The sequence below is a fragment of the Marinobacter sp. ANT_B65 genome, assembly GCF_002407605.1.
GTDB lineage: Bacteria > Pseudomonadota > Gammaproteobacteria > Pseudomonadales > Oleiphilaceae > Marinobacter.
Genome location: NZ_NXGV01000001.1, coordinates 1,551,005 through 1,568,687, shown reverse-complemented (window position 1 = coordinate 1,568,687; position 17,683 = coordinate 1,551,005). Strand labels below are relative to the sequence as shown.

Sequence of the window (17,683 nt, the reverse complement as noted above, 5' to 3'; positions counted from 1 at the left end):
GTCAGGGCAAAAACTGGGCTTTCAAGTCTGCACAGCCGGGACCGACCACTGGCATGTCGAGCACTACAGCCTGCCCGGTCATAAAGGGGATACCCCGCCTGTGCCCGTCAATCAACAATGTGGAGAGACTGCCTACCAGGGGCATGTGGGAAACGAGCATAAGCGGAGAATGGGCGTTTTCAAGAATAGCGTCCAGGCATGCTCCGGGGTCGTCATCCGGAGTAATAAACACCTTTTCGTCCACGGGGCAATTCAGAATCTCTGCAACAATAGCCGCTGTCTGCCTGGCCCGAAGGAAGGGGCTGCTCCAGATTTGCATCGGTCGCCATGGCGATGCTGCAATCTGTGATGCGCATTCCGCAGCCTGGTGCCGGCCATTTTCAGTGAGCGCCCTTTCCCGGTCCAGCGAATGCCAGCCAGCTTCACCATGACGCATGATAAGCAGTTGCACAGCTAACCTCCGGTGGTGGTTCCAGTTATTCTACGATTGTCCGGGGCAGGATGAACTCTACGTCCGAGTTCTGCACAGACATCATCAGGCTGTTGATTACCGCACTGATCGAGGCGTCTCCATAAAGGATTTCATAAAGGCCGCGAACAAGGGGCATGTAGATTCCAATTGCTTCCGCTTTTTCCTTTACGAGTTCAAGGGTGTAAATTCCCTCGGCTACCTGGCCCAACTCAGCAACAGCATCATCAAGATTCTGGCCCTGGCCAACGGCATAACCAACCCGGAAGTTACGGCTTTTGGAGGAAGTACAGGTAACAATCAGATCGCCTACGCCAGCAAGTCCCATGAATGTCATGGGGTTGGCTCCGAGGCTGACTGCAAAGCGGCTCATTTCCGCCAGCCCACGTGTAATAAGCATGGCATTGGCGTTCTCCCCCATGCTCAGGGCAGACGCGAGGCCGGCCACAATGGCATAGATATTCTTGAGCGCCCCGGCGAGTTCTACACCGTAAATATCCACATTCGCATAGACCCGGAAGTACTCACAACCAAGCAGGTCCTGGACCGTCCGGCGTACATCCGGATCTTTGGCCGCAATAACGGTAGCCGTAAGGTCGCGATTTACGATTTCGCTTGCCAGGTTCGGACCGCTCAAAACACCAATCCGGCAGCGCGGAATCTCTTCCTGAAGGATTTCGCTCATGAGTTTGAAGCCGTGGGCTTCAATACCCTTGGTCAGGCTGACAACAATCTGCCCGTCATGAAATTTGTCGCTGTTTTCGCGGATAACTGCGCGGAAGGCTTTGCTTGGGATGGCAACAAATACAATTTCTGCCTTGTTTACGGCGCCGGCAAGATCAGTAGTGGGCTGGATATCACCTGCGATCTCAACGCCGGGCATATAGCGGCTGTTGATGCCAGTGGTGCGAATTTCTTCAACTTGTGCCTCATCACGCATCCAGAAGTGAACCCGGTGACCATTCTCCCCGAGCACTTTTGCCATAGCCGAACCGAAGCTGCCTCCCCCGAGAACCGCTACATCGTGTACCGGTTCTTTAGCCCCGTTCGTGAGCAGCTCATTTTTTTCAGGCATAGTTATTCCGTCTTTTTTGAATCAGGTCTGAATCGTACAGCCCGGAATGCTGAACATGGCCCCTCAGCCAGGCTCTTCGCATTCCAGTGCGCGCACCAGGTTTTTGAACTCTTCCCGGTTTTGTTTGTTCAGCCCCATAAGAACTTTATGGGCATCAAGTACCTTGTTACGAACTTCCTGTTCGCTGGCCCTGAGCACAGGTATTTCTTCTAGCTCTTCAATACGCGAGGCAGGTTCCCGGACAATAATGAAAATTTTGTCGAAACCCATGGAAGTGATAATACGGCTAATGTCCGGATTGGTGGAAATCAACGTAGGTAAGAAGTGGCTTTGCTTCTGGGCTGCCATGGCTATCTTGGCAAGCAGGCCGAGGGTGGTACTGTCAATAATTTCTGTTTCCGTGAGGTCAATCACCACGGTTTTGAAATGCGGATCCAGGGTGATGGAGTCAACCAGATTGTCCAGCGTGCAACAAAGGTTCAGCCGGATCTCTCCAATAAACTTCAGGACGTAAATGCCCTGTTTTTCAGCCTGCAGGATTTTATAACCAGCCATGTCTCATACTGCCACTATTTCAAGGACATATCCTCTGACACTTTAACCGTATCAGTAACTGTCACAATACCGATGTCGTCCGGTAACTCTGTGATCTCATCGAGATTGAGAGCCTCGCTTAGAGATGCGACAGTGTGCCGACCTCCAGATACGAGTTCAAGTAGTCTCTGCTCCTTTTCATCAAGACTTTTCTGGCGGATCACTTCGAGAATGCCGTCAGAAAACAGAATCAGGTGAAAAGGACTGTCCAGAGGAACCTTATACATTTCCCACTGGGGGGACTCAAACAGCCCTACCGGAAGGCCACTACCCTCCAGAAAAGCTGTCCTTCCACCTTCAAATGACAGTATGGGCATCGGAAAGTGCCCTCCTACCGCATATTCCAATGTACGCTCAGTTAACGAAATGATCCCGACAAACATAGTAACGTGCTTGCCCAGGCCGGTATCCAGCAGTTCCGAGTTAATGCGCTCAAGAAACCGTGTGGGAAAAAGGATATCGTCACTGGACCCCCGGCGCAGGTTTCGCTGCAAACGGTTGCTGAGGTTTTTAAGCAGTACAGTCACGAACGCCGAGCTGGCACCATGGCCGGATACATCGGCAATATAAACCAGCGTTTTGTCTTCGGTGAGCGGGAAATAGTCGAGAAAATCACCACTGAGATATAAGGATGGCTTGATCAGGTGATCCACATAGAGGCCACCGGTAATCTGCTCCTTCTCGGGCAGCATCCGTAGCTGCACCTTGCGCCCTGCTCTCTGATCCGCACGCAACTCGGCTATACCATCTCTCAGATCGCTGTTTGCTTCTTCCAGCTCTTGTCTGTAAAGCTGGTTCAGGCGGCGAACCCTTACTCTTTCAAGCAGTTGGCGGATAACATCGCCCAGTGCACCTTTGTCTTTACAAGAGGGTTTGAGCAGGAAATCCGCGGCTCCGGCACGGAGCGCATCCACCACGTCGACACTTGACTCGGTAGCCGTACAGGCAACGATGGGGATAAATGTTTCGTTCTCTTCAAACTCGCCCGCGAGCTTACGGATTTCCGCAGGAGCAAGATCGGCAAATATGATGTCGGGCATGCTATCTTTGAAAGACGCAAGCGCGGTGGCCTGATCGGGATAGCCAGAAACGTAAAATCCTCGAATTTCCAGATAATGCGCAAGCTCAGTACGAGCTTTCTCATCTGCATCGATGATAAGTATACGGATTAATAAGCGCCCGGTGCGCGAGGTCATGTTTGCTGCCCTAAACTACTAGCGATAAACGAAAAATGGCGTTTCAAAACCTATTTTGGCACGCCTACGTGATATAACAAGGCCAGTTTGGCGAAACCCGGAGATTCCTGCGAATGAGAAGAGCGGTAAATGACCTGTTGGGAGCTTATGACAAGCTGATCATGGATCCGGTTCACGGAGCGATCCCGTTATACCGGCATGAAATTCAGGTGATTGACCATCCGTTGTTCCAGCGGCTGCGCAACATCTGCCAGAACGATATTCTCAGCCTGGTTTTCCCTGGAGCAACACACTCACGCTTTCTGCACAGTATTGGCGTGATGCATGTGGGGACCCGCATGTTTCGTTCAATGATTGACGCCTATCTCAGGGAGCGCCAGCTCAGCGAGCAGACCGACCTGAGTCTCAGCCAGCTCGACGCCATTGATTACCTGGCCAAAACCATTCGCCTTGGCTGCCTGCTCCATGACAGCGGGCATTCTAGTTTTTCCCACCAGTTTACCCAGGCAAAGCGGATTCGCCAGCTGATGTCACGCCCAGGGCGGTTCGCAGACTTATGGGAAGGCGTAAATTATTCGGCATACCACAGCGAGGAGCCCGAAGAACTTGAACATGAGCACTATTCGGTAAGGGTTGCCCACGAAGTTCTGTCGGCCGTCGACCTGGAGAGCGCAGGCCTTCACGCCCAGGATATTATTGGCATTATGGAAACAACAGAGGTGACGCCCAGCGAAACTTTCTGCCGCCACGCCCGCACATTCTGGGGGTTTATTGCCGGCGAAGACGCGGAGTCGGAATCACTGATCAGGGAGAATATCCCACAACTGGTGCTGGATTTACTCTCATCGATTGTGTCGGGAGAAATTGATGCCGACCGTGCAGACTACATGCTGCGGGACGGATTCCACTCTTCTGTCACGATTGGTGGGTTCAACCTTGACCATCTCCTCAGCAATCTGCGCTTCGGGTGGGACGAGTCAGAGCCGTGGCTTGGGCTTGCAATCACTCAGAAAGGCCTGGGCGCACTGGAAGACTTTGTTTACAGTCGCTATCAGATGTACCGCAAGGTTTACGCCCATAAAACTGCGCTGGGCTTTGACTGGTTGTTGCGGGAGGCCATTAACGAAGTTCTGGAAGATCCGGAAAGCTTTGAATGGATAGACACCTGCCTTAGCAACATGCGCTACTTTGCTGAGCTCACCGACAACTTTTTCTGGGAAGCCTTCCGGAAAGTCGCCCGCCAGCGCCCGGACAGTTTTTCATTCTGTATCGTTAACCGGGTAAAACTGAACCATCTGGATACCCGTGAAGACCTTTCCTCCAGCGGTATAGCCAGCCACAGCGCCTGGCTCGCCGAGGCCATGGAGTTGAATCCCGCCCATGTAGTCACCTGTTCCATGCGGGCACGGTTTTCCAATATCCAGGATAATTTTAATGGCATCAAGGTGCTGATCCGCAATCCTGTATCCCGCGCGCGTTCGCTAAAACAAATTACCGATGTCAGTGCTTTTTTCAGCAAGTTCAGCGACGGCACCATTACTCACTTCTATACCCGTCCCGATAGCACTCTGGCCGCCGGGCAGAATATTACCGGCTAGCATCAGTTGCCACGTATGCGGAGACAAGGCTGCAGGCGCTGTCGAAGGCGCCTTCAACCCGGCCCCCGCTAAGCCAGTCACCAGCAAGACCTATGTCCTGCTCCGGAAACCAAAGGTGGCCCGGACTGGATCCGCCTTCTGAGCGGGCATACAGCCAACGGTGCGTTACTGAGTCGGTAGCCATCAGGTCCGAGCCGGTAAGTTCCCTGAATGCCGCAATCAGCTCTGCAGCAACCTGATCTGGCGTGGTTTCCAGGTTTCGCTGGCTCCATTCTGAGCTTGCATGTAGCACCCACCATGATCCCCTGCCACCCTGGTCTTCACCCTTTCGGCCAGGTTTACTTGAGTTATTCGCCACCCAGAAAAGTGATGGATGGTCGCAGCGCATACCTTCGTGGCGGGGCCATGGAGTTTCTTTGAAATGTGCAGCCACTGCCCAGCAGGGTAAAACCCGGGTAACTGCATCATCCAGATATGCCGCCTGTTCGGGCAGGTTACTCTGCACAAGTAAATCCCGGGCCTGGGCTGGTGGCGCAGTGATAATAACTGAGTCGAACTCGACGGCCTGAACATTCCCGGCCCTATCCGACAGAACCCAGCCATTGTCATTACGCACAATGCGTTCAATCCGTGTCTCCGCAGTTACTGTGACGTGGGCAGATAATGCTCTGGAAACCGCGGTCATCCTGGGAATACCGACATATCTCGGTTCATCCGGAAACTCCTGCCACTGCCCATCTTTGCCCTGGAAGCCAAACTGGCCATCCCATGTAGTAAAACTGCTGTTCCCGGCGAACCGGGTAAGGAATGGCAGGAACTCCGGGTTCCGGGAGGTAAAATACTGTGCCCCCACATCAACTGAGCCATTGGCTACCCTTTTGGCCGCCAGCCGGCCTCCCGGCCCTCTGCTTTTTTCAAACAGGCTTACATCATGCCCCTGCTCTTTCAACTTGATGGCTGCAGTCAGGCCTGCTATGCCTGAACCAATAATCGCAATACGGCGTATACCCATAGCAATAAACGTCTCGTCAAACATGATTCATGGAAAAAAGGGCAATCAGGGTATGACCCGAGTGCAAAGTTGTTTTATAAACATCCTGAGGTGGTTCGATTCAGATGCCGGCACGGATCACATAGATGTAAACTCACGCTCCTTCAATTTCATCCGCGTGATTCCATTCCTGACGCTTCATCTGGCATGCCTGCTGGCCTTTTACACTGGCGCAAGTGCCTTTGCAGTGGGTTTCGCGATCCTCTTTTTCCTGGTGCGAATGTTTGCCATTACCGGATTCTACCACCGGTATTTCGCACACAAGACGTTCAAAACAAGCCGGACGGCCCAGTTTTTATTTGCAGTCCTTGGAGCCAGTGCTGCTCAGCGTGGTCCGCTGTGGTGGGCGGCTCATCACCGGCATCACCACCAGCATTCAGACCGCGAGCAGGATCTGCACTCCCCCCATCAGGGCGGCTTCTGGTGGTCACACATGGGATGGTTTACTTGCGATGCCGGATTTGCGACGAACGAGCGCCGTATTCGCGACTGGCTCAAATTCCCTGAACTGAAGCTTCTTAACCGTTTCGATGCCCTGGTTCCCGCAGCGGCAGCACTACTCATTTACCTATTGGGTGAAGCACTCGCCGCCTGGGCGCCCGGGCTTGGCACCAATGGCCTGCAAATGCTGATCTGGGGCTTTTTCATCTCTACGGTCGCACTGTTTCATGCCACAGTTTCCATTAACTCGCTCTCTCACGTTTGGGGCAAGCGCCGGTTTGAGACTGCAGATGACAGCCGCAACAATTTCTGGCTGGCCCTCCTGACCCTGGGCGAAGGCTGGCATAACAACCATCACCGCTGGCCGCAATCGGTTCGGCAGGGCTTTCGCTGGTATGAGATCGATATTACCTGGTATGGCCTGTGGCTGTTGTCAAAACTGGGAATAATCTGGGAACTCAACCCTATCCCCAGGCATATTCAGGAAGAAACCCGACAGCTTGATCAGATGAGGAGGGCCCGTACATGAAAACCGCCCCCGCTATTGAAGTCGGCCGCCCGGATCCCGGCGTGCCTGCCACACTGGCTGAGTTCAGGAGTCTGTTTGACGAACTCGACAAAGGCAACCTGGGTAAATTGCCTTCGGTTTACAGTGAGAACATCCGGTTTCAGGATCCCCTTGGCGTTGTGTCAGGCCTTGATGCTTTAACCCGATACTTCGCTAAAGCTTACGCAAACGTGATTTCCTGTCACTTCACATTTGAGGCCGCGGTAGTTGAGGGTGGTTTCGCCAGCATACCCTGGGTGATGCATTTGCAGCACAAACGGATTCGCCGTGGACGCGAAATTCAGGTAGCTGGTATCAGCCACCTGCAGATCAAAAACGGAAAAGTCTGCTACCACAGGGATTATTTTGACGCCGGGCAGCTTTTGTATGAAAACCTGCCTGCGATCGGGAGCATTATCCGTTGGGTAAAGGGATACGCAGGATGAGCCAGCGCCTGAATACTCCTTCCAGCATATGGATTACCGGGGCCAGCTCTGGCGTTGGCGAATCTGTGACACAAGCACTGGTTCGCGGAGGGCACAGGTTAATAATTACAGGACGCCGCTCTGAACCTCTGGAACAGCTGGCAACCCTTGCGCCAGAACGAATGGTACCGGCAGTAGCGGACACAACCAGCAAGGAAGATCTTCAGTCGCTTGCGCCATTACTGGAATCATACGGCGATCTGAATATGGCCATTCTCAATGCCGGGACCTGTGAGTATCTCGATGTCGCGGATTACAGCAGTGAAGTAATCGAGAAGAATATAGAGACCAATGTAATCGGTACTGCCCGCTGCGTTGAAATCGCCCTGCCCGCATTGCGCCGTACCTGTGCCAAAGGGTTGCCCGCTACCCTGGTCATTGTTGGCTCCTCTGCCTGGTGGTTCCCTTTCGCAAGGGCAGAAGGCTATGGCGCATCAAAGGCGGCGTTGGCCTACTTTGCCCACAGCTTACGGGCAGACCTTGCTGCCGAGGGCATAGACGTAGTGCTGGTTTCTCCCGGCTTCGTAAAAACGCCACTAACCGAACGCAATGACTTCCCCATGCCATTTCTTGTGACTGTCGAGGATGCATCCGAACGAATCGTCAGTGGCCTTGCCAAAGGCCATAACGAAATTGCCTTTCCGAAACGCTTTACCTGGATTCTCAAATGCCTGGGTGCCCTGCCCCAGTCACTGATTGATCGCATGGCCGCGTCTATGGCCCGCCGAAGTTCCAGCGAACAGGAAACAAATACATGAACAACGAACGTCAGCGTATTGCTGTCATCGGCGCCGGGGTATCCGGTCTCACGGCAGCATGGCTGCTCGCTGAAAAGCACGATGTCGAAATTTTTGAAGCCGGAGATTATGCCGGTGGTCACACAAATACCGAATATGTGCAATCGGGTGGGCGTACATGGCCGGTAAATACCGGGTTCATTGTATTCAATGACTGGACCTACCCTAACTTCATGCGCCTGATGGAGCGGTTGGGAGTGCGTTCAGAAGTCAGTGACATGAGCTTCAGCGTGGACTCAGGCTCAACCGGACTGCAATACAATGGCACAAACCTGAATACCCTGTTTGCCCAGCGGAAAAACCTCCTGAACCTGCCGTTTCTGAATATGGTCCGGGAGATCCTCAGATTCAACAAGGAAACCCGTGCAGACATGGCCGCTGGAAAGATCCGGAGTACAGAAACTCTGGGTGAATATCTGAACCGTAACGGCTATTCCCGCTATTTCCGGAACCACTACATTGTACCAATGGGTGCCGCTATATGGTCGGCGCCGGAAATTGTACTTGAGCAGTTTCCAATACGTTTTTTCCTGCAGTTCTTCAACAATCACGGAATGTTGTCCGTAGATGACCGTCCTTCCTGGCGAGTGATCTCGGGCGGTTCTGCGCAGTATGTAAAAGCCATGATGGATCGACTCGGTGACTGTATTCACCTCAATACTCCGGTGCAGGCAGTACGCCGGACTGAGGATGCCGTCCTGATCACTGCGGAAGATCAGACCCATGAATTCGATCAGGTTATATTCGGTTGCCACAGTGATCAGGCTCTGGCCATGCTTGCAGACCCCAGCGACCAGGAACAAGAGATCCTGAGTGCAATCCCCTATCAGAAAAACGATGTGGTATTGCACACGGACAGCAGTGTATTACCAGAAAACCGGAGAGCCTGGGCGGCCTGGAACTATTTTATCCCCAAGCACAGCACTGAGCCGGTTTCTGTCACCTACAACATGAACACGCTGCAGAATTTCCATAATGCACCGGAAACTTTCTGCGTCACCCTTAACCGCACCCAGGATATTGCCCCGGACAAAGTGATTAAGCGTTTCAGTTACGCTCACCCGGTATTTACCCTTGCCGCAGTTGAGGCTCAGGAACGCTACGAGGAAATTGGCAACAAAAACCGGACTCACTATTGCGGCGCTTACTGGTTTAACGGTTTTCACGAAGATGGAGTGCGCAGCGCACTGCGGGTAACCAGTGATTTTGGTGTGGAGTTCTGATGGCGGGCAGCCAATGGCTACAGGGAACAATCCGTCACCGGCGCCTGTACCCGGTAAAACACGAGTTTGAATACCACACAGGTATGCTGGCCCTGGATACAGACGAATGGCATCAGGTGGCCGACGTAAGCCCGTTCTTCTCCCTGGAAGCTTTCAACTGGATATCCCTGAAACGCAAAGACTACTTCCGGCCCGAAGCTGGTGACCTGGCAGACGCCCTGCGCGATCAGGTTGAGACAGCGACGGGCTGGCGCCCTGACGGTCCAGTGGAGCTGATTACTCACCCACGATACGCCGGCTACGTGTTTAACCCTGTCAGCTTTTACTTTTGTTACCGTGCCGGAGAAAACGGCTCCAGCGGAGACGTGCCTGCAGTTATTGTTGCCCAGATAACCAACACACCCTGGAATGAGCGCCATGCTTACTGCCTCGAAACCTCGGGGAGCCTGCCGAATTCAGCAGGCTGGCGTACAGAACAGTTCGGATTTACCAAGCGCTTTCATGTTTCTCCTTTCAACGCTATGGCACAGCATTATGAGTGGACGTTCAGCTTCCGGGGGCCTGAGCTGAGAATTCATATGAATGTGCTAGAGGAAGGAAAAAAACACTTTGATGCCACACTGGTAGTCCAGAGAGCCCCTCTCACACGTAAAACCCTCCATAGAAGCTTGCGCCGGTTTCCTTTTGAAGCGCTCAAGGTAGCTGCCGGCATTTACTGGCATGCCCTGAAGCTGAAATTGAAAGGAGCTCCGTTCTACACCCACCCTGACAAGCTAGCAGGAAACGACCCTTCCCATCGGCTGGGAAGTAACGATCAGGGCGTAGACGTAACCAGTGCCATCGACACCAACAAGACACAGGGTAAGGTAAGCTCATGGAGAACATGAATACATCAGTCAGCCGCGTTGCCAACGGACAGTCTGGCCCATCCGTGATAGACAAAGCTGCCCGAAGCCTGGTAATCCAGCAACTCAAACAGTTGGGGGAAGGCATTCTCACCATCCAGGAAGACGGCATGGATGACCTGGTGTTTGGCGATGGAAACAGCAAGCATCTTCCTGCGGTGCTGATAATTCACGATCCCGGCACCTGGCGGGATTTACTGACCGGTGGCAGCATTGGCGCCGCTGAAGCCTACGTGGCGGGTGACTGGTCATCGCCCGACCTTGTAGCCCTGCTTCGGTTCTTCACCCGTAACATTGACCGCATGAATGAATTTGAAGACCGGTTCAGCTGGATAACCAAGCCAGCCCTCAAAGGGCTGCACTGGCTGAACCGCAATACCAGAGACGGATCCAGAAAGAACATCAGTGCCCATTATGATCTCGGCAATGACCTGTTCGAGACCTTTCTGGATTCCACGATGATGTACTCCTCCGCCATCTATCCCGATGAAGAGTCCACTCTTGAAGAAGCAGCGGTTCACAAACTTGATACGATCTGCCGGAAGCTGGATTTACAACCGGGTGACCGTGTAATCGAAATCGGAACCGGCTGGGGTGGTTTTGCGATACACGCGGCAAAGCACTACGGCTGCCATGTAACGACAACCACCATTTCCAAAGAGCAGCTGGAACTCGCCCGGAAACGCGTTCTGAGGGAAGGTCTGGAAGACAGAATCACTTTGCTGTTCGATGACTACCGTGACCTGGCTGGCCAGTTCGACAAGCTGGTTTCAATTGAAATGATTGAGGCCGTAGGTCCCCAGTTTCTGGACAGCTATTTCAGCCAGATTCACGCCCTGCTGAAACCTGATGGTCTTGCTCTTATTCAAGCGATCAATATGCCGGAGCAGCGCTATGAGCGCGCTCTGAAAAACGTGGACTTCATTCAGCGCTTTATCTTTCCCGGAAGCTTCATTCCATCGTTTGGCACGATCCTGGAATCTGTGCGAAATCAGTCAAACCTTGTCCTGACCCATTCGGAAGACACAGGTTTTCATTACGCCCGCACCCTGCGCGACTGGTGTGATCGTTTTATGTCCAACCGGGAAAAGCTAGATAGCATGGGTTATGACCAGGCCTTCCGCAGGCTCTGGCACTTCTATTTTGCCTATTGCGAAGCGGGATTCTCAGAGCGTGCCATCGGCGTTTCACAACTGGTTTTCGCCAAGCTGGGAAACAAACGGCAGAACATCCTTAGTGTATGATTACTTCAGGAACTACCCGTAATATATTGAATTTCATGCTTTTCCAGGCTGGATGGTTCGCCTGCATAATTCATCCGGATCTGCTTGGACCGCTTCTTGCTCTGGCCCTTGGCTGGCTGGTTGTATTCCCGTTACTGCTGTATATCCGCAAATCACTTTACCCCGAGCTCAGCCAATGAACTTCCAGCCCCGATATTTTCCGGTAGCGGTTTGTGCGGCTGTCCTTGCCTCGCCGGTGTCTGCAGATATTTTCAAATTTACAGGGTATGCAAAAAACAATGATGGAAAAACACTCTACGCGGAACATCACCGCGTGGAGGGTTCCTGCGATAACGGCATATTTCAGCCCATAGGTCATAAGGTAACCTACGTTCACGAGACTGAAGGTAGCGAAAAGATTTTCGACGGGAAGAAACTCGATTACAGCTTGTTGGCCGTGGCGAGCAGGTCCGGTTCCGGTTTCTGGCACCAACCCGGGGAACGGATTACGCCTTTGTGCTGGAACCAGCACAAAGCCAGATAGTGGATGCTGATCACCTGGTACAGATTCGACCGGACAGCCTTGTCCTTAAACTACTGGTGGACCCGATCATTCTTGGCTACAACAGCAGGGGCGCACTAACGGCCTATGCGGGCCTCACCAATGTACGTGAGAATAGAGATCAGAATTACAGTGCCACCATTCTCTATACCGTAAGCACCTACCCGATATGCGGGCTTATTCCCTGAGCCTCCACCCCCTCAGCGAAAGCTGCGCACTGGTTTCTATGTGTTAAACTTCTGCGGCAACCCACGCCGGAGAATTTCTCAGTCATGATGTTTGTGTCCTTTAACGTCAACAGTATCCGTACCCGCCTGCACCAGCTGGAAGCGCTGATTGAAAGCCATAACCCGGACATTATTGGTTTACAGGAAACCAAGGTAAGAGATGAAGAGTTCCCGGTTGAGGCTATCCGTGAACTGGGTTACCACGTGCATTTTCATGGCCAGAAAACACATTACGGCGTTGCCCTGCTTTCCCGCATTGAACCTGAACAGGTCATCAAGGGTTACCCGGGAGACGATGAAGATGCTCAGCGCCGCCTGATTGCCGGGCAGTTCACCGTAAACGGGAAGCTGCTTACCGTCATTAACGGGTATTTCCCTCAAGGCGAGAGCCGTAACCACCCCACCAAGTTTCCAGCCAAAGAAAAGTTCTACGCTGACCTTGTGGCCTACCTGGATGAACTTAACAAACAGGGTGGTTATGTGGTGATCATGGGCGATATGAACATTTCACCAACTGATAAAGATATCGGAATTGGCCCGGACAATGCCAAGCGTTGGTTGCGCACGGGAAAATGCTCTTTTCTGCCCGAGGAGCGCGAATGGCTCGGCAAGGTTGAAAGCCGGGGCTACACTGATGTTTTCCGCTATCTTCATCCAGACGATGCTCAAACATTCAGCTGGTTTGACTACCGCAGCAAGGGTTTTGAGCGAGAGCCCAAACGAGGCCTGCGTATTGACCTGATAATGGCAAATGACAGCCTGTTGGAAAAAGCGCGTGAAGCAGGTGTTGCTTATGATTTTCGCGGGATGGAGCGGCCATCTGATCACTGTCCGGTGTGGGCAACGTTTGAACTCTGAGAGTGAGCCGGGCGCACTATGACAAAAACAAAAACCCGCGACCGCATTCTCAATACCAGCCTGTCGCTGTTCAACAGCCTGGGCGAGCCCAACGTGACTACCCTGCTGATTTCAGATGAGCTGGATATCAGCCCGGGTAACCTGTATTACCATTTCAGAAGCAAGGGCGACATAGTCGACGAACTGTTCACCAGGTTTGAAGTGGAAATGCTGGACTTACTTGCAGTTCCGGAAGACGTGGACATCAGCCTGGATCAGCAGAGCTTCTTCCTGCACCTGTTATTTGAAACAGTGGCACGCTACCGGTTTCTGTATCAGGATCTGGTGAACGTGTTATCCCGTTATGAAAACCTGCAGGTTCGATTCCGGCGACTTCTGAAGAAGAAAACCGGTGCCTTTCGTAACATATGTGAAAGCATGAAACGCCAGAACATGATGCAGATTGAACAGGAAGAGCTGGATTCGTTGTGCGAGCAGCTTACCCTTACGGCCTGCTACTGGAGCGCCTTTGACACCCTGTCTCATCTTCATGACCGGGAATCTGTCGATCCCGGCCGGGGTGTTTATCAGATGATGCACCTGATGCTGCCGTATTTTTCTGAAAACGAGCAGGAGCACGTGAAGCTGATCAGCCGGGATTATTTATAGCTGACCGATAGTTACAGAAGACTTGAGACCGCGTGCTGACCGGTTACTCTTCTTCATCTTTGTTGCTTTTTTCGCGGAGTGCAGACAATTCCGCCTCAAGTGCCTCTATCCTTTGCTCAAGTCCTTCGATATCTTCCCTGCGATGAATCCCAAGCCGGCGTAAAGCTCCGGATACCCGTTCATCAAACAGATGCTCAAGCCTGTCCCAGGTTCCTGTTGCCCGTTCACGAACTTCTTCCACGCGGTCTTCTACTGAGCGAATCTGCTTCTCGACCGCCCCGCGGGTTTTGTTTTCCAACTGCTCACCTTCCTGAACCAGACGCTCAAAGAATTTTCCCGTATCTTCTTCCGCCTTGGTAAAAGCCCCCAGGCCTGCAAGCCATATCTGACGGGCCGAACCCTTTATCTTGGCCGCAAGCTGAGGGTCGTCTTCGGGTTTTTTCTCGTTCTCATCAGACATACAACAACCTCTGGGTAAAATAGGCGCTAGAAGCGTTATTGTATTACAGCTTACAGCTGATTTCAGTCGGCCTGAAAGCCCTGCAGCCAAAGGCCGCAGTATAAAAGGGGGCTCTATATGAAAAAATGTTTTCAGCTGAACGGCGCCTTAACTTGAACTGTTCAAATTATAGTCAATACTTGAATGTAACCGGAGTCTCTGCTGACGCCGGTTTGTCTGGAAGTCTTTCATGGATACTACTCGCACGCCTCTGCCCGGCATTCCCGCCGGGCTTTTTTTTGCTATTATCGCCCCCACTTATAAGCTTATTCCAAATAAGGCTTTGGGTTCGCCCGCCAATAGAACTTAATTTCCCATGCCTCACCCTGAAGGGCATACCGGAGGATTTTCTGAATGATAGATATTGCCTGGAGTAACTTCACTCCCTGGTCGGCACTTGCCGGCGGAGTGCTGGTAGGACTCGCTGCTGCGAGCTTTCTGCTGCTGAATGGCAGGATTGCAGGTATAAGCGGAATTCTGGGTGGTTTACTGACCCCAGCCGCTGGTGATACCGGCTGGCGAATTGCATTTCTCGCCGGACTTATCGGCTCACCTGCCCTTTGGATGCTGGTTGCACAGCTACCGCCCATTGAAATAGAGGCCGGATACCCTTCGCTGATTATCGCGGGCCTTCTGGTAGGAATCGGAACCCGTTATGGCTCCGGCTGCACAAGCGGGCACGGCGTGTGTGGTCTGTCCCGGTTTTCACCCCGGTCTCTGGTCGCAACACTGAGCTTCATGTTCGCCGGATTTGTAACCGTTTTCGTCATCCGCCATCTGCTGGGAGTGTAATATCATGAAAGCTGCTATTGCATCATTGTTCGCAGGCTTACTGTTTGGTTTCGGCCTTATTGTTTCCGGTATGGCTAATCCGGAAAAAGTTCTAGGTTTTCTCGATATCGCCGGCCTCTGGGACCCATCACTCGCTTTTGTAATGGGTGGAGCCATTATTGTGGGCCTTGGGGCGTTTACTGTAGCCCGCAACAGAACGCTTTCATTTCTGGGCTTTAACATGAAGGTTCCGCAGACTTCTCATATCGACAAACGCCTGGTCACAGGCGGCCTGATGTTCGGTATGGGATGGGGCATCGCCGGCTTCTGCCCCGGGCCCGCACTGGTGGCTCTTGGTGCGGGAGAGATCAAAGCCATTGTCTTCGTTGTGGCTATGGTGGCCGGCATGGGTATATTTGAAGTGATTGAGCGCCAAAGATCTGCGTCCTGATCTGCCCGGCCCCGATGTCGATTAAAACAGGATGGCTCAGGGCCAGACCAGTCGCAGATGTATCATTCTGACAGTCGTTATCACCTATGAGATGATAGCGTCGAATTTTTACCGAATCCGGAGAGCAAACCCCATGGATATCCGAAAAATTGACGACACAATTTCCGTCACCCCCCAGATCAGCTATGGCGATGTGGCAGAGGCGGCAAGGCTGGGGTTCAAAACTCTCGTAGCCAACCGCCCGGATCAGGAAGAGTTTGGTCAGCCTTCAATGGCCGACATAGAAGCTGCGGCCCGGGAAAATGGAATGACATGGGTTTACATGCCTGTCCAATCCGGAAATGTAACTGACGCAGACGTTGATCGTTTCGGGGAAATGATCCGGAATTCCGAAAAACCCGTATTAGCCTTCTGCCGGACTGGAACCCGCTGTACGATACTCTGGTCGCTGAACGCTGTCCGTACGACTCCAGCACAGGAAGTCTTCAGCAAAGCCAGCAATGCCGGCTACGATATGAGCGGCCTGGCTCCGCGTATGGCGCAACAGGCTGCCAACCGGGAATAGACACTTCGCTTCAAACGATCAACGCTCAGGATCCATCTCCCCATGCAATACAAAGGCTCAGAGAACTTCCGGCATAATCAGCCGGAACGGATCGGTGTTCTGGTAACCAATCTTGGAACCCCGGATGCCCCAACCCCATCAGCATTACGGCGCTATCTGGCGGAATTTCTTTCCGATCCAAGGGTTGTGGAGTTACCTCGCCCTCTTTGGTGGGTGATATTGCATGGTGTAATCCTTCGCATCCGCCCCAAACGCAGCGCAGCAGCATACGCCAGCGTATGGCAGCCTGAAGGCTCACCACTGCTGATTCATACTGCCAGACAGGCTGAAGGAATCCGGGAAGTTCTGAAAAAGAAGTATGGCCCCGATGTGGTCGTGGGTTTTGCAATGCGTTATGGCAACCCGTCTATTCCGAAGGTACTTGAAGAAATGCAGCAACAGGGCGTCAGGAAGCTGTTGGTATTGCCTCTTTACCCACAGTATTCCGGCTCTACATCAGCATCAACCTTCGACGCGATAAGCCAGGACTTCACAAAGCGCCGCTGGATACCGGATGTGCGCTTTATTTCCCATTACCCTGACTATCCGCCTTATATCGAGGCAATGGCCCGGCATATTGAGAGCCACTGGTCGGAGCATGGACGCAATCAAAAACTGATATTGTCCTATCATGGGGTGCCCCTGAAATACCTGACTAAAGGCGACCCATACCACTGCGAGTGCCATAAAACCTCAAGGCTCCTGGCAGAGCGGCTTGGACTGACGAAAGATGAATACATAACCACTTTCCAGTCCCGTTTCGGGAAGGAAGAATGGCTCAAGCCCTATACCGATATGACGCTCAAAGCGCTTCCGGGACAGGGAATCAAATCAGTCGATGTGTTTTGCCCGGGTTTTTCGTCGGACTGCCTGGAAACCATTGAAGAAATTGATGAAGAAAACCGCGGCTACTTTATGGCAGCAGGTGGCGAAGGCTTCAGTTATATAACCGCGCTGAACGCAACACCTGGCCATATTGACGCTCTGGTTCAGCTGATAGAAGAAAACCTGCAGGGCTGGACGCCTCCAGATAACAAACCCGAAACGCTTGCTGCCCGCCAGATGTTAGCCGACGAACAAAAAGAAGCAATCTATCCAGGCCGCGATCTTTGACAACCGGGCTCAGTAGCGTCGGTTTTCGGCGCCTCTGAGCCGGACCAGCCCCCATAAAAGACGGGCAGGCACCCTAGCCGCCTGCCTGACCCTCTGGCTTCTGTGGCCTGTCAGAAAGGTCCGGAATCGAATCGCAAAAAGTGCACTCATCTATATCCACTCCGGCGCCGCCCGCTTCGACATAGCGAACACGATGACTGGCACTGCCCCGGTTAGTGGAAACGGAAAACTTCCGATCGCTGCGATCAGCAATCCCGGTGTCTTTATCCTTACTTTTTTTGGCATCTGACATAACACTCTCCTGAGAGTCGACGTATAAGTTCAGGGACTGGCTATACAACAGAAG

At 52.7% G+C, this 17,683-nt stretch carries 21 protein-coding genes; 14 read left to right on the top strand and 7 right to left on the bottom strand.

Going from position 1 to position 17,683, the window contains the following annotated elements; genetic code table 11:
• Position 1: 1 nt before the first annotated feature.
• From CPA50_RS07350 to CPA50_RS07335, 4 genes are all read right to left on the bottom strand, one after another.
• Entirely contained in the window at positions 2-451 is a 450-nt protein-coding gene (locus CPA50_RS07350; RefSeq protein ID WP_096781762.1) for a SixA phosphatase family protein, read from the bottom strand.
• A 25-nt stretch (positions 452-476) separates the two neighbouring features.
• Positions 477-1,544 carry an NAD(P)H-dependent glycerol-3-phosphate dehydrogenase gene (locus CPA50_RS07345; protein WP_096781761.1) on the bottom strand — a complete coding sequence of 356 codons (1,068 nt, stop codon included), beginning with the start codon at positions 1,542-1,544 and terminating at the stop codon, positions 477-479.
• 63 nt (positions 1,545-1,607) lie between these two features.
• On the bottom strand, positions 1,608-2,099 hold the full coding sequence (locus CPA50_RS07340) for an STAS domain-containing protein (protein WP_096781760.1): 492 nt from the start codon (positions 2,097-2,099) through the stop codon (positions 1,608-1,610).
• Positions 2,100-2,113: 14 nt separating this feature from the next.
• Complete coding sequence (locus CPA50_RS07335) at positions 2,114-3,334, bottom strand: PP2C family protein-serine/threonine phosphatase (protein ID WP_096781759.1); 1,221 nt, start codon at positions 3,332-3,334, stop codon at positions 2,114-2,116.
• A 113-nt stretch (positions 3,335-3,447) separates the two neighbouring features.
• Here CPA50_RS07335 and CPA50_RS07330 point away from each other — a divergent pair, with 113 nt between their 5' ends.
• On the top strand, positions 3,448-4,932 hold the full coding sequence (locus tag CPA50_RS07330; protein ID WP_096781758.1) for an HD domain-containing protein: 1,485 nt from the start codon (positions 3,448-3,450) through the stop codon (positions 4,930-4,932).
• On the opposite strand, the gene CPA50_RS07325 is transcribed toward CPA50_RS07330, so the two are convergent.
• Positions 4,922-5,968 (bottom strand): NAD(P)/FAD-dependent oxidoreductase, encoded by a 1,047-nt coding sequence (locus CPA50_RS07325; RefSeq protein ID WP_096781757.1) that lies wholly within the window; start codon positions 5,966-5,968, stop codon positions 4,922-4,924. The genes CPA50_RS07330 and CPA50_RS07325 overlap by 11 nt on opposite strands.
• Positions 5,969-5,996: 28 nt before the next feature.
• Here CPA50_RS07325 and CPA50_RS07320 point away from each other — a divergent pair, with 28 nt between their 5' ends.
• From CPA50_RS07320 to CPA50_RS07275, 9 genes are all read left to right on the top strand, one after another.
• Positions 5,997-6,953 (top strand): acyl-CoA desaturase, encoded by a 957-nt coding sequence (locus tag CPA50_RS07320; protein ID WP_096782373.1) that lies wholly within the window; start codon positions 5,997-5,999, stop codon positions 6,951-6,953.
• On the top strand, positions 6,950-7,417 hold the full coding sequence (locus CPA50_RS07315) for a nuclear transport factor 2 family protein (protein WP_096781756.1): 468 nt from the start codon (positions 6,950-6,952) through the stop codon (positions 7,415-7,417). Before CPA50_RS07320 ends, CPA50_RS07315 begins: the two co-directional genes overlap by 4 nt.
• A complete protein-coding gene (locus tag CPA50_RS07310; protein WP_096781755.1) occupies positions 7,414-8,214 on the top strand; it encodes an SDR family NAD(P)-dependent oxidoreductase in 801 nt (266 codons plus the stop codon). The genes CPA50_RS07315 and CPA50_RS07310 overlap by 4 nt, the downstream gene beginning before the upstream one ends.
• The gene (locus CPA50_RS07305; RefSeq protein WP_096781754.1) at positions 8,211-9,476 is read left to right on the top strand and encodes an NAD(P)/FAD-dependent oxidoreductase; all 1,266 of its coding nucleotides are present in this window, start codon (positions 8,211-8,213) and stop codon (positions 9,474-9,476) included. The genes CPA50_RS07310 and CPA50_RS07305 overlap by 4 nt, the downstream gene beginning before the upstream one ends.
• On the top strand, positions 9,476-10,363 hold the full coding sequence (locus tag CPA50_RS07300; protein WP_096781753.1) for a DUF1365 domain-containing protein: 888 nt from the start codon (positions 9,476-9,478) through the stop codon (positions 10,361-10,363). Before CPA50_RS07305 ends, CPA50_RS07300 begins: the two co-directional genes overlap by 1 nt.
• Positions 10,351-11,625, top strand: coding sequence for an SAM-dependent methyltransferase (locus tag CPA50_RS07295; protein ID WP_096781752.1), 1,275 nt, complete (start codon positions 10,351-10,353; stop codon positions 11,623-11,625). Before CPA50_RS07300 ends, CPA50_RS07295 begins: the two co-directional genes overlap by 13 nt.
• Positions 11,626-12,120: 495 nt before the next feature.
• The gene (locus CPA50_RS19645) at positions 12,121-12,354 is read left to right on the top strand and encodes a hypothetical protein (RefSeq protein ID WP_227519522.1); all 234 of its coding nucleotides are present in this window, start codon (positions 12,121-12,123) and stop codon (positions 12,352-12,354) included.
• A gap of 84 nt (positions 12,355-12,438) precedes the next feature.
• A complete protein-coding gene (xthA, locus tag CPA50_RS07280) occupies positions 12,439-13,251 on the top strand; it encodes an exodeoxyribonuclease III (protein WP_096781750.1) in 813 nt (270 codons plus the stop codon).
• Between the two features lie 18 nt (positions 13,252-13,269).
• Positions 13,270-13,899 carry a TetR/AcrR family transcriptional regulator gene (locus CPA50_RS07275; RefSeq protein WP_096781749.1) on the top strand — a complete coding sequence of 210 codons (630 nt, stop codon included), beginning with the start codon at positions 13,270-13,272 and terminating at the stop codon, positions 13,897-13,899.
• Positions 13,900-13,942: 43 nt separating this feature from the next.
• Here the strand turns inward: CPA50_RS07275 and CPA50_RS07270 are convergent, their stop codons facing one another.
• Positions 13,943-14,359 carry a phasin family protein gene (locus CPA50_RS07270; protein ID WP_096781748.1) on the bottom strand — a complete coding sequence of 139 codons (417 nt, stop codon included), beginning with the start codon at positions 14,357-14,359 and terminating at the stop codon, positions 13,943-13,945.
• A 393-nt stretch (positions 14,360-14,752) separates the two neighbouring features.
• On the opposite strand from CPA50_RS07270, the gene CPA50_RS07265 reads away from it, so the two are divergent.
• The 4 genes from CPA50_RS07265 to hemH all read left to right on the top strand — a co-directional run bounded on the left by CPA50_RS07265 (position 14,753) and on the right by hemH (position 17,337).
• Complete coding sequence (locus CPA50_RS07265) at positions 14,753-15,190, top strand: YeeE/YedE family protein (RefSeq protein WP_096781747.1); 438 nt, start codon at positions 14,753-14,755, stop codon at positions 15,188-15,190.
• A gap of 4 nt (positions 15,191-15,194) precedes the next feature.
• The gene (locus CPA50_RS07260) at positions 15,195-15,620 is read left to right on the top strand and encodes a YeeE/YedE family protein (protein ID WP_096781746.1); all 426 of its coding nucleotides are present in this window, start codon (positions 15,195-15,197) and stop codon (positions 15,618-15,620) included.
• A 133-nt stretch (positions 15,621-15,753) separates the two neighbouring features.
• A complete protein-coding gene (locus tag CPA50_RS07255; protein WP_096781745.1) occupies positions 15,754-16,185 on the top strand; it encodes a TIGR01244 family sulfur transferase in 432 nt (143 codons plus the stop codon).
• A gap of 42 nt (positions 16,186-16,227) precedes the next feature.
• On the top strand, positions 16,228-17,337 hold the full coding sequence (hemH, locus tag CPA50_RS07250; protein WP_096781744.1) for a ferrochelatase: 1,110 nt from the start codon (positions 16,228-16,230) through the stop codon (positions 17,335-17,337).
• A gap of 73 nt (positions 17,338-17,410) precedes the next feature.
• Here the strand turns inward: hemH and CPA50_RS07245 are convergent, their stop codons facing one another.
• Positions 17,411-17,629, bottom strand: coding sequence for a hypothetical protein (locus CPA50_RS07245; protein WP_096781743.1), 219 nt, complete (start codon positions 17,627-17,629; stop codon positions 17,411-17,413).
• Positions 17,630-17,683: the final 54 nt, after the last annotated feature.

Bases quoted from the DNA above. Each gene is read 5' to 3' on its own strand.
- CPA50_RS07345 (WP_096781761.1), bottom strand. From the start codon at position 1,544: ATGCCTGAAAAAAATGAGCTGCTCACGAACGGGGCTAAAGAACCGGTA.
- CPA50_RS07340 (WP_096781760.1), bottom strand. From the start codon at position 2,099: ATGGCTGGTTATAAAATCCTGCAGGCTGAAAAACAGGGCATTTACGTC.
- CPA50_RS07335 (WP_096781759.1), bottom strand. From the start codon at position 3,334: ATGACCTCGCGCACCGGGCGCTTATTAATCCGTATACTTATCATCGAT.
- CPA50_RS07330 (WP_096781758.1), top strand. From the start codon at position 3,448: ATGAGAAGAGCGGTAAATGACCTGTTGGGAGCTTATGACAAGCTGATC.
- CPA50_RS07325 (WP_096781757.1), bottom strand. From the start codon at position 5,968: ATGTTTGACGAGACGTTTATTGCTATGGGTATACGCCGTATTGCGATT.
- CPA50_RS07320 (WP_096782373.1), top strand. From the start codon at position 5,997: ATGACCCGAGTGCAAAGTTGTTTTATAAACATCCTGAGGTGGTTCGAT.
- CPA50_RS07315 (WP_096781756.1), top strand. From the start codon at position 6,950: ATGAAAACCGCCCCCGCTATTGAAGTCGGCCGCCCGGATCCCGGCGTG.
- CPA50_RS07310 (WP_096781755.1), top strand. From the start codon at position 7,414: ATGAGCCAGCGCCTGAATACTCCTTCCAGCATATGGATTACCGGGGCC.
- CPA50_RS07305 (WP_096781754.1), top strand. From the start codon at position 8,211: ATGAACAACGAACGTCAGCGTATTGCTGTCATCGGCGCCGGGGTATCC.
- CPA50_RS07300 (WP_096781753.1), top strand. From the start codon at position 9,476: ATGGCGGGCAGCCAATGGCTACAGGGAACAATCCGTCACCGGCGCCTG.
- CPA50_RS07295 (WP_096781752.1), top strand. From the start codon at position 10,351: ATGGAGAACATGAATACATCAGTCAGCCGCGTTGCCAACGGACAGTCT.
- xthA (WP_096781750.1), top strand. From the start codon at position 12,439: ATGATGTTTGTGTCCTTTAACGTCAACAGTATCCGTACCCGCCTGCAC.
- CPA50_RS07275 (WP_096781749.1), top strand. From the start codon at position 13,270: ATGACAAAAACAAAAACCCGCGACCGCATTCTCAATACCAGCCTGTCG.
- CPA50_RS07270 (WP_096781748.1), bottom strand. From the start codon at position 14,359: ATGTCTGATGAGAACGAGAAAAAACCCGAAGACGACCCTCAGCTTGCG.
- CPA50_RS07265 (WP_096781747.1), top strand. From the start codon at position 14,753: ATGATAGATATTGCCTGGAGTAACTTCACTCCCTGGTCGGCACTTGCC.
- CPA50_RS07260 (WP_096781746.1), top strand. From the start codon at position 15,195: ATGAAAGCTGCTATTGCATCATTGTTCGCAGGCTTACTGTTTGGTTTC.
- CPA50_RS07255 (WP_096781745.1), top strand. From the start codon at position 15,754: ATGGATATCCGAAAAATTGACGACACAATTTCCGTCACCCCCCAGATC.
- hemH (WP_096781744.1), top strand. From the start codon at position 16,228: ATGCAATACAAAGGCTCAGAGAACTTCCGGCATAATCAGCCGGAACGG.
- CPA50_RS07245 (WP_096781743.1), bottom strand. From the start codon at position 17,629: ATGTCAGATGCCAAAAAAAGTAAGGATAAAGACACCGGGATTGCTGAT.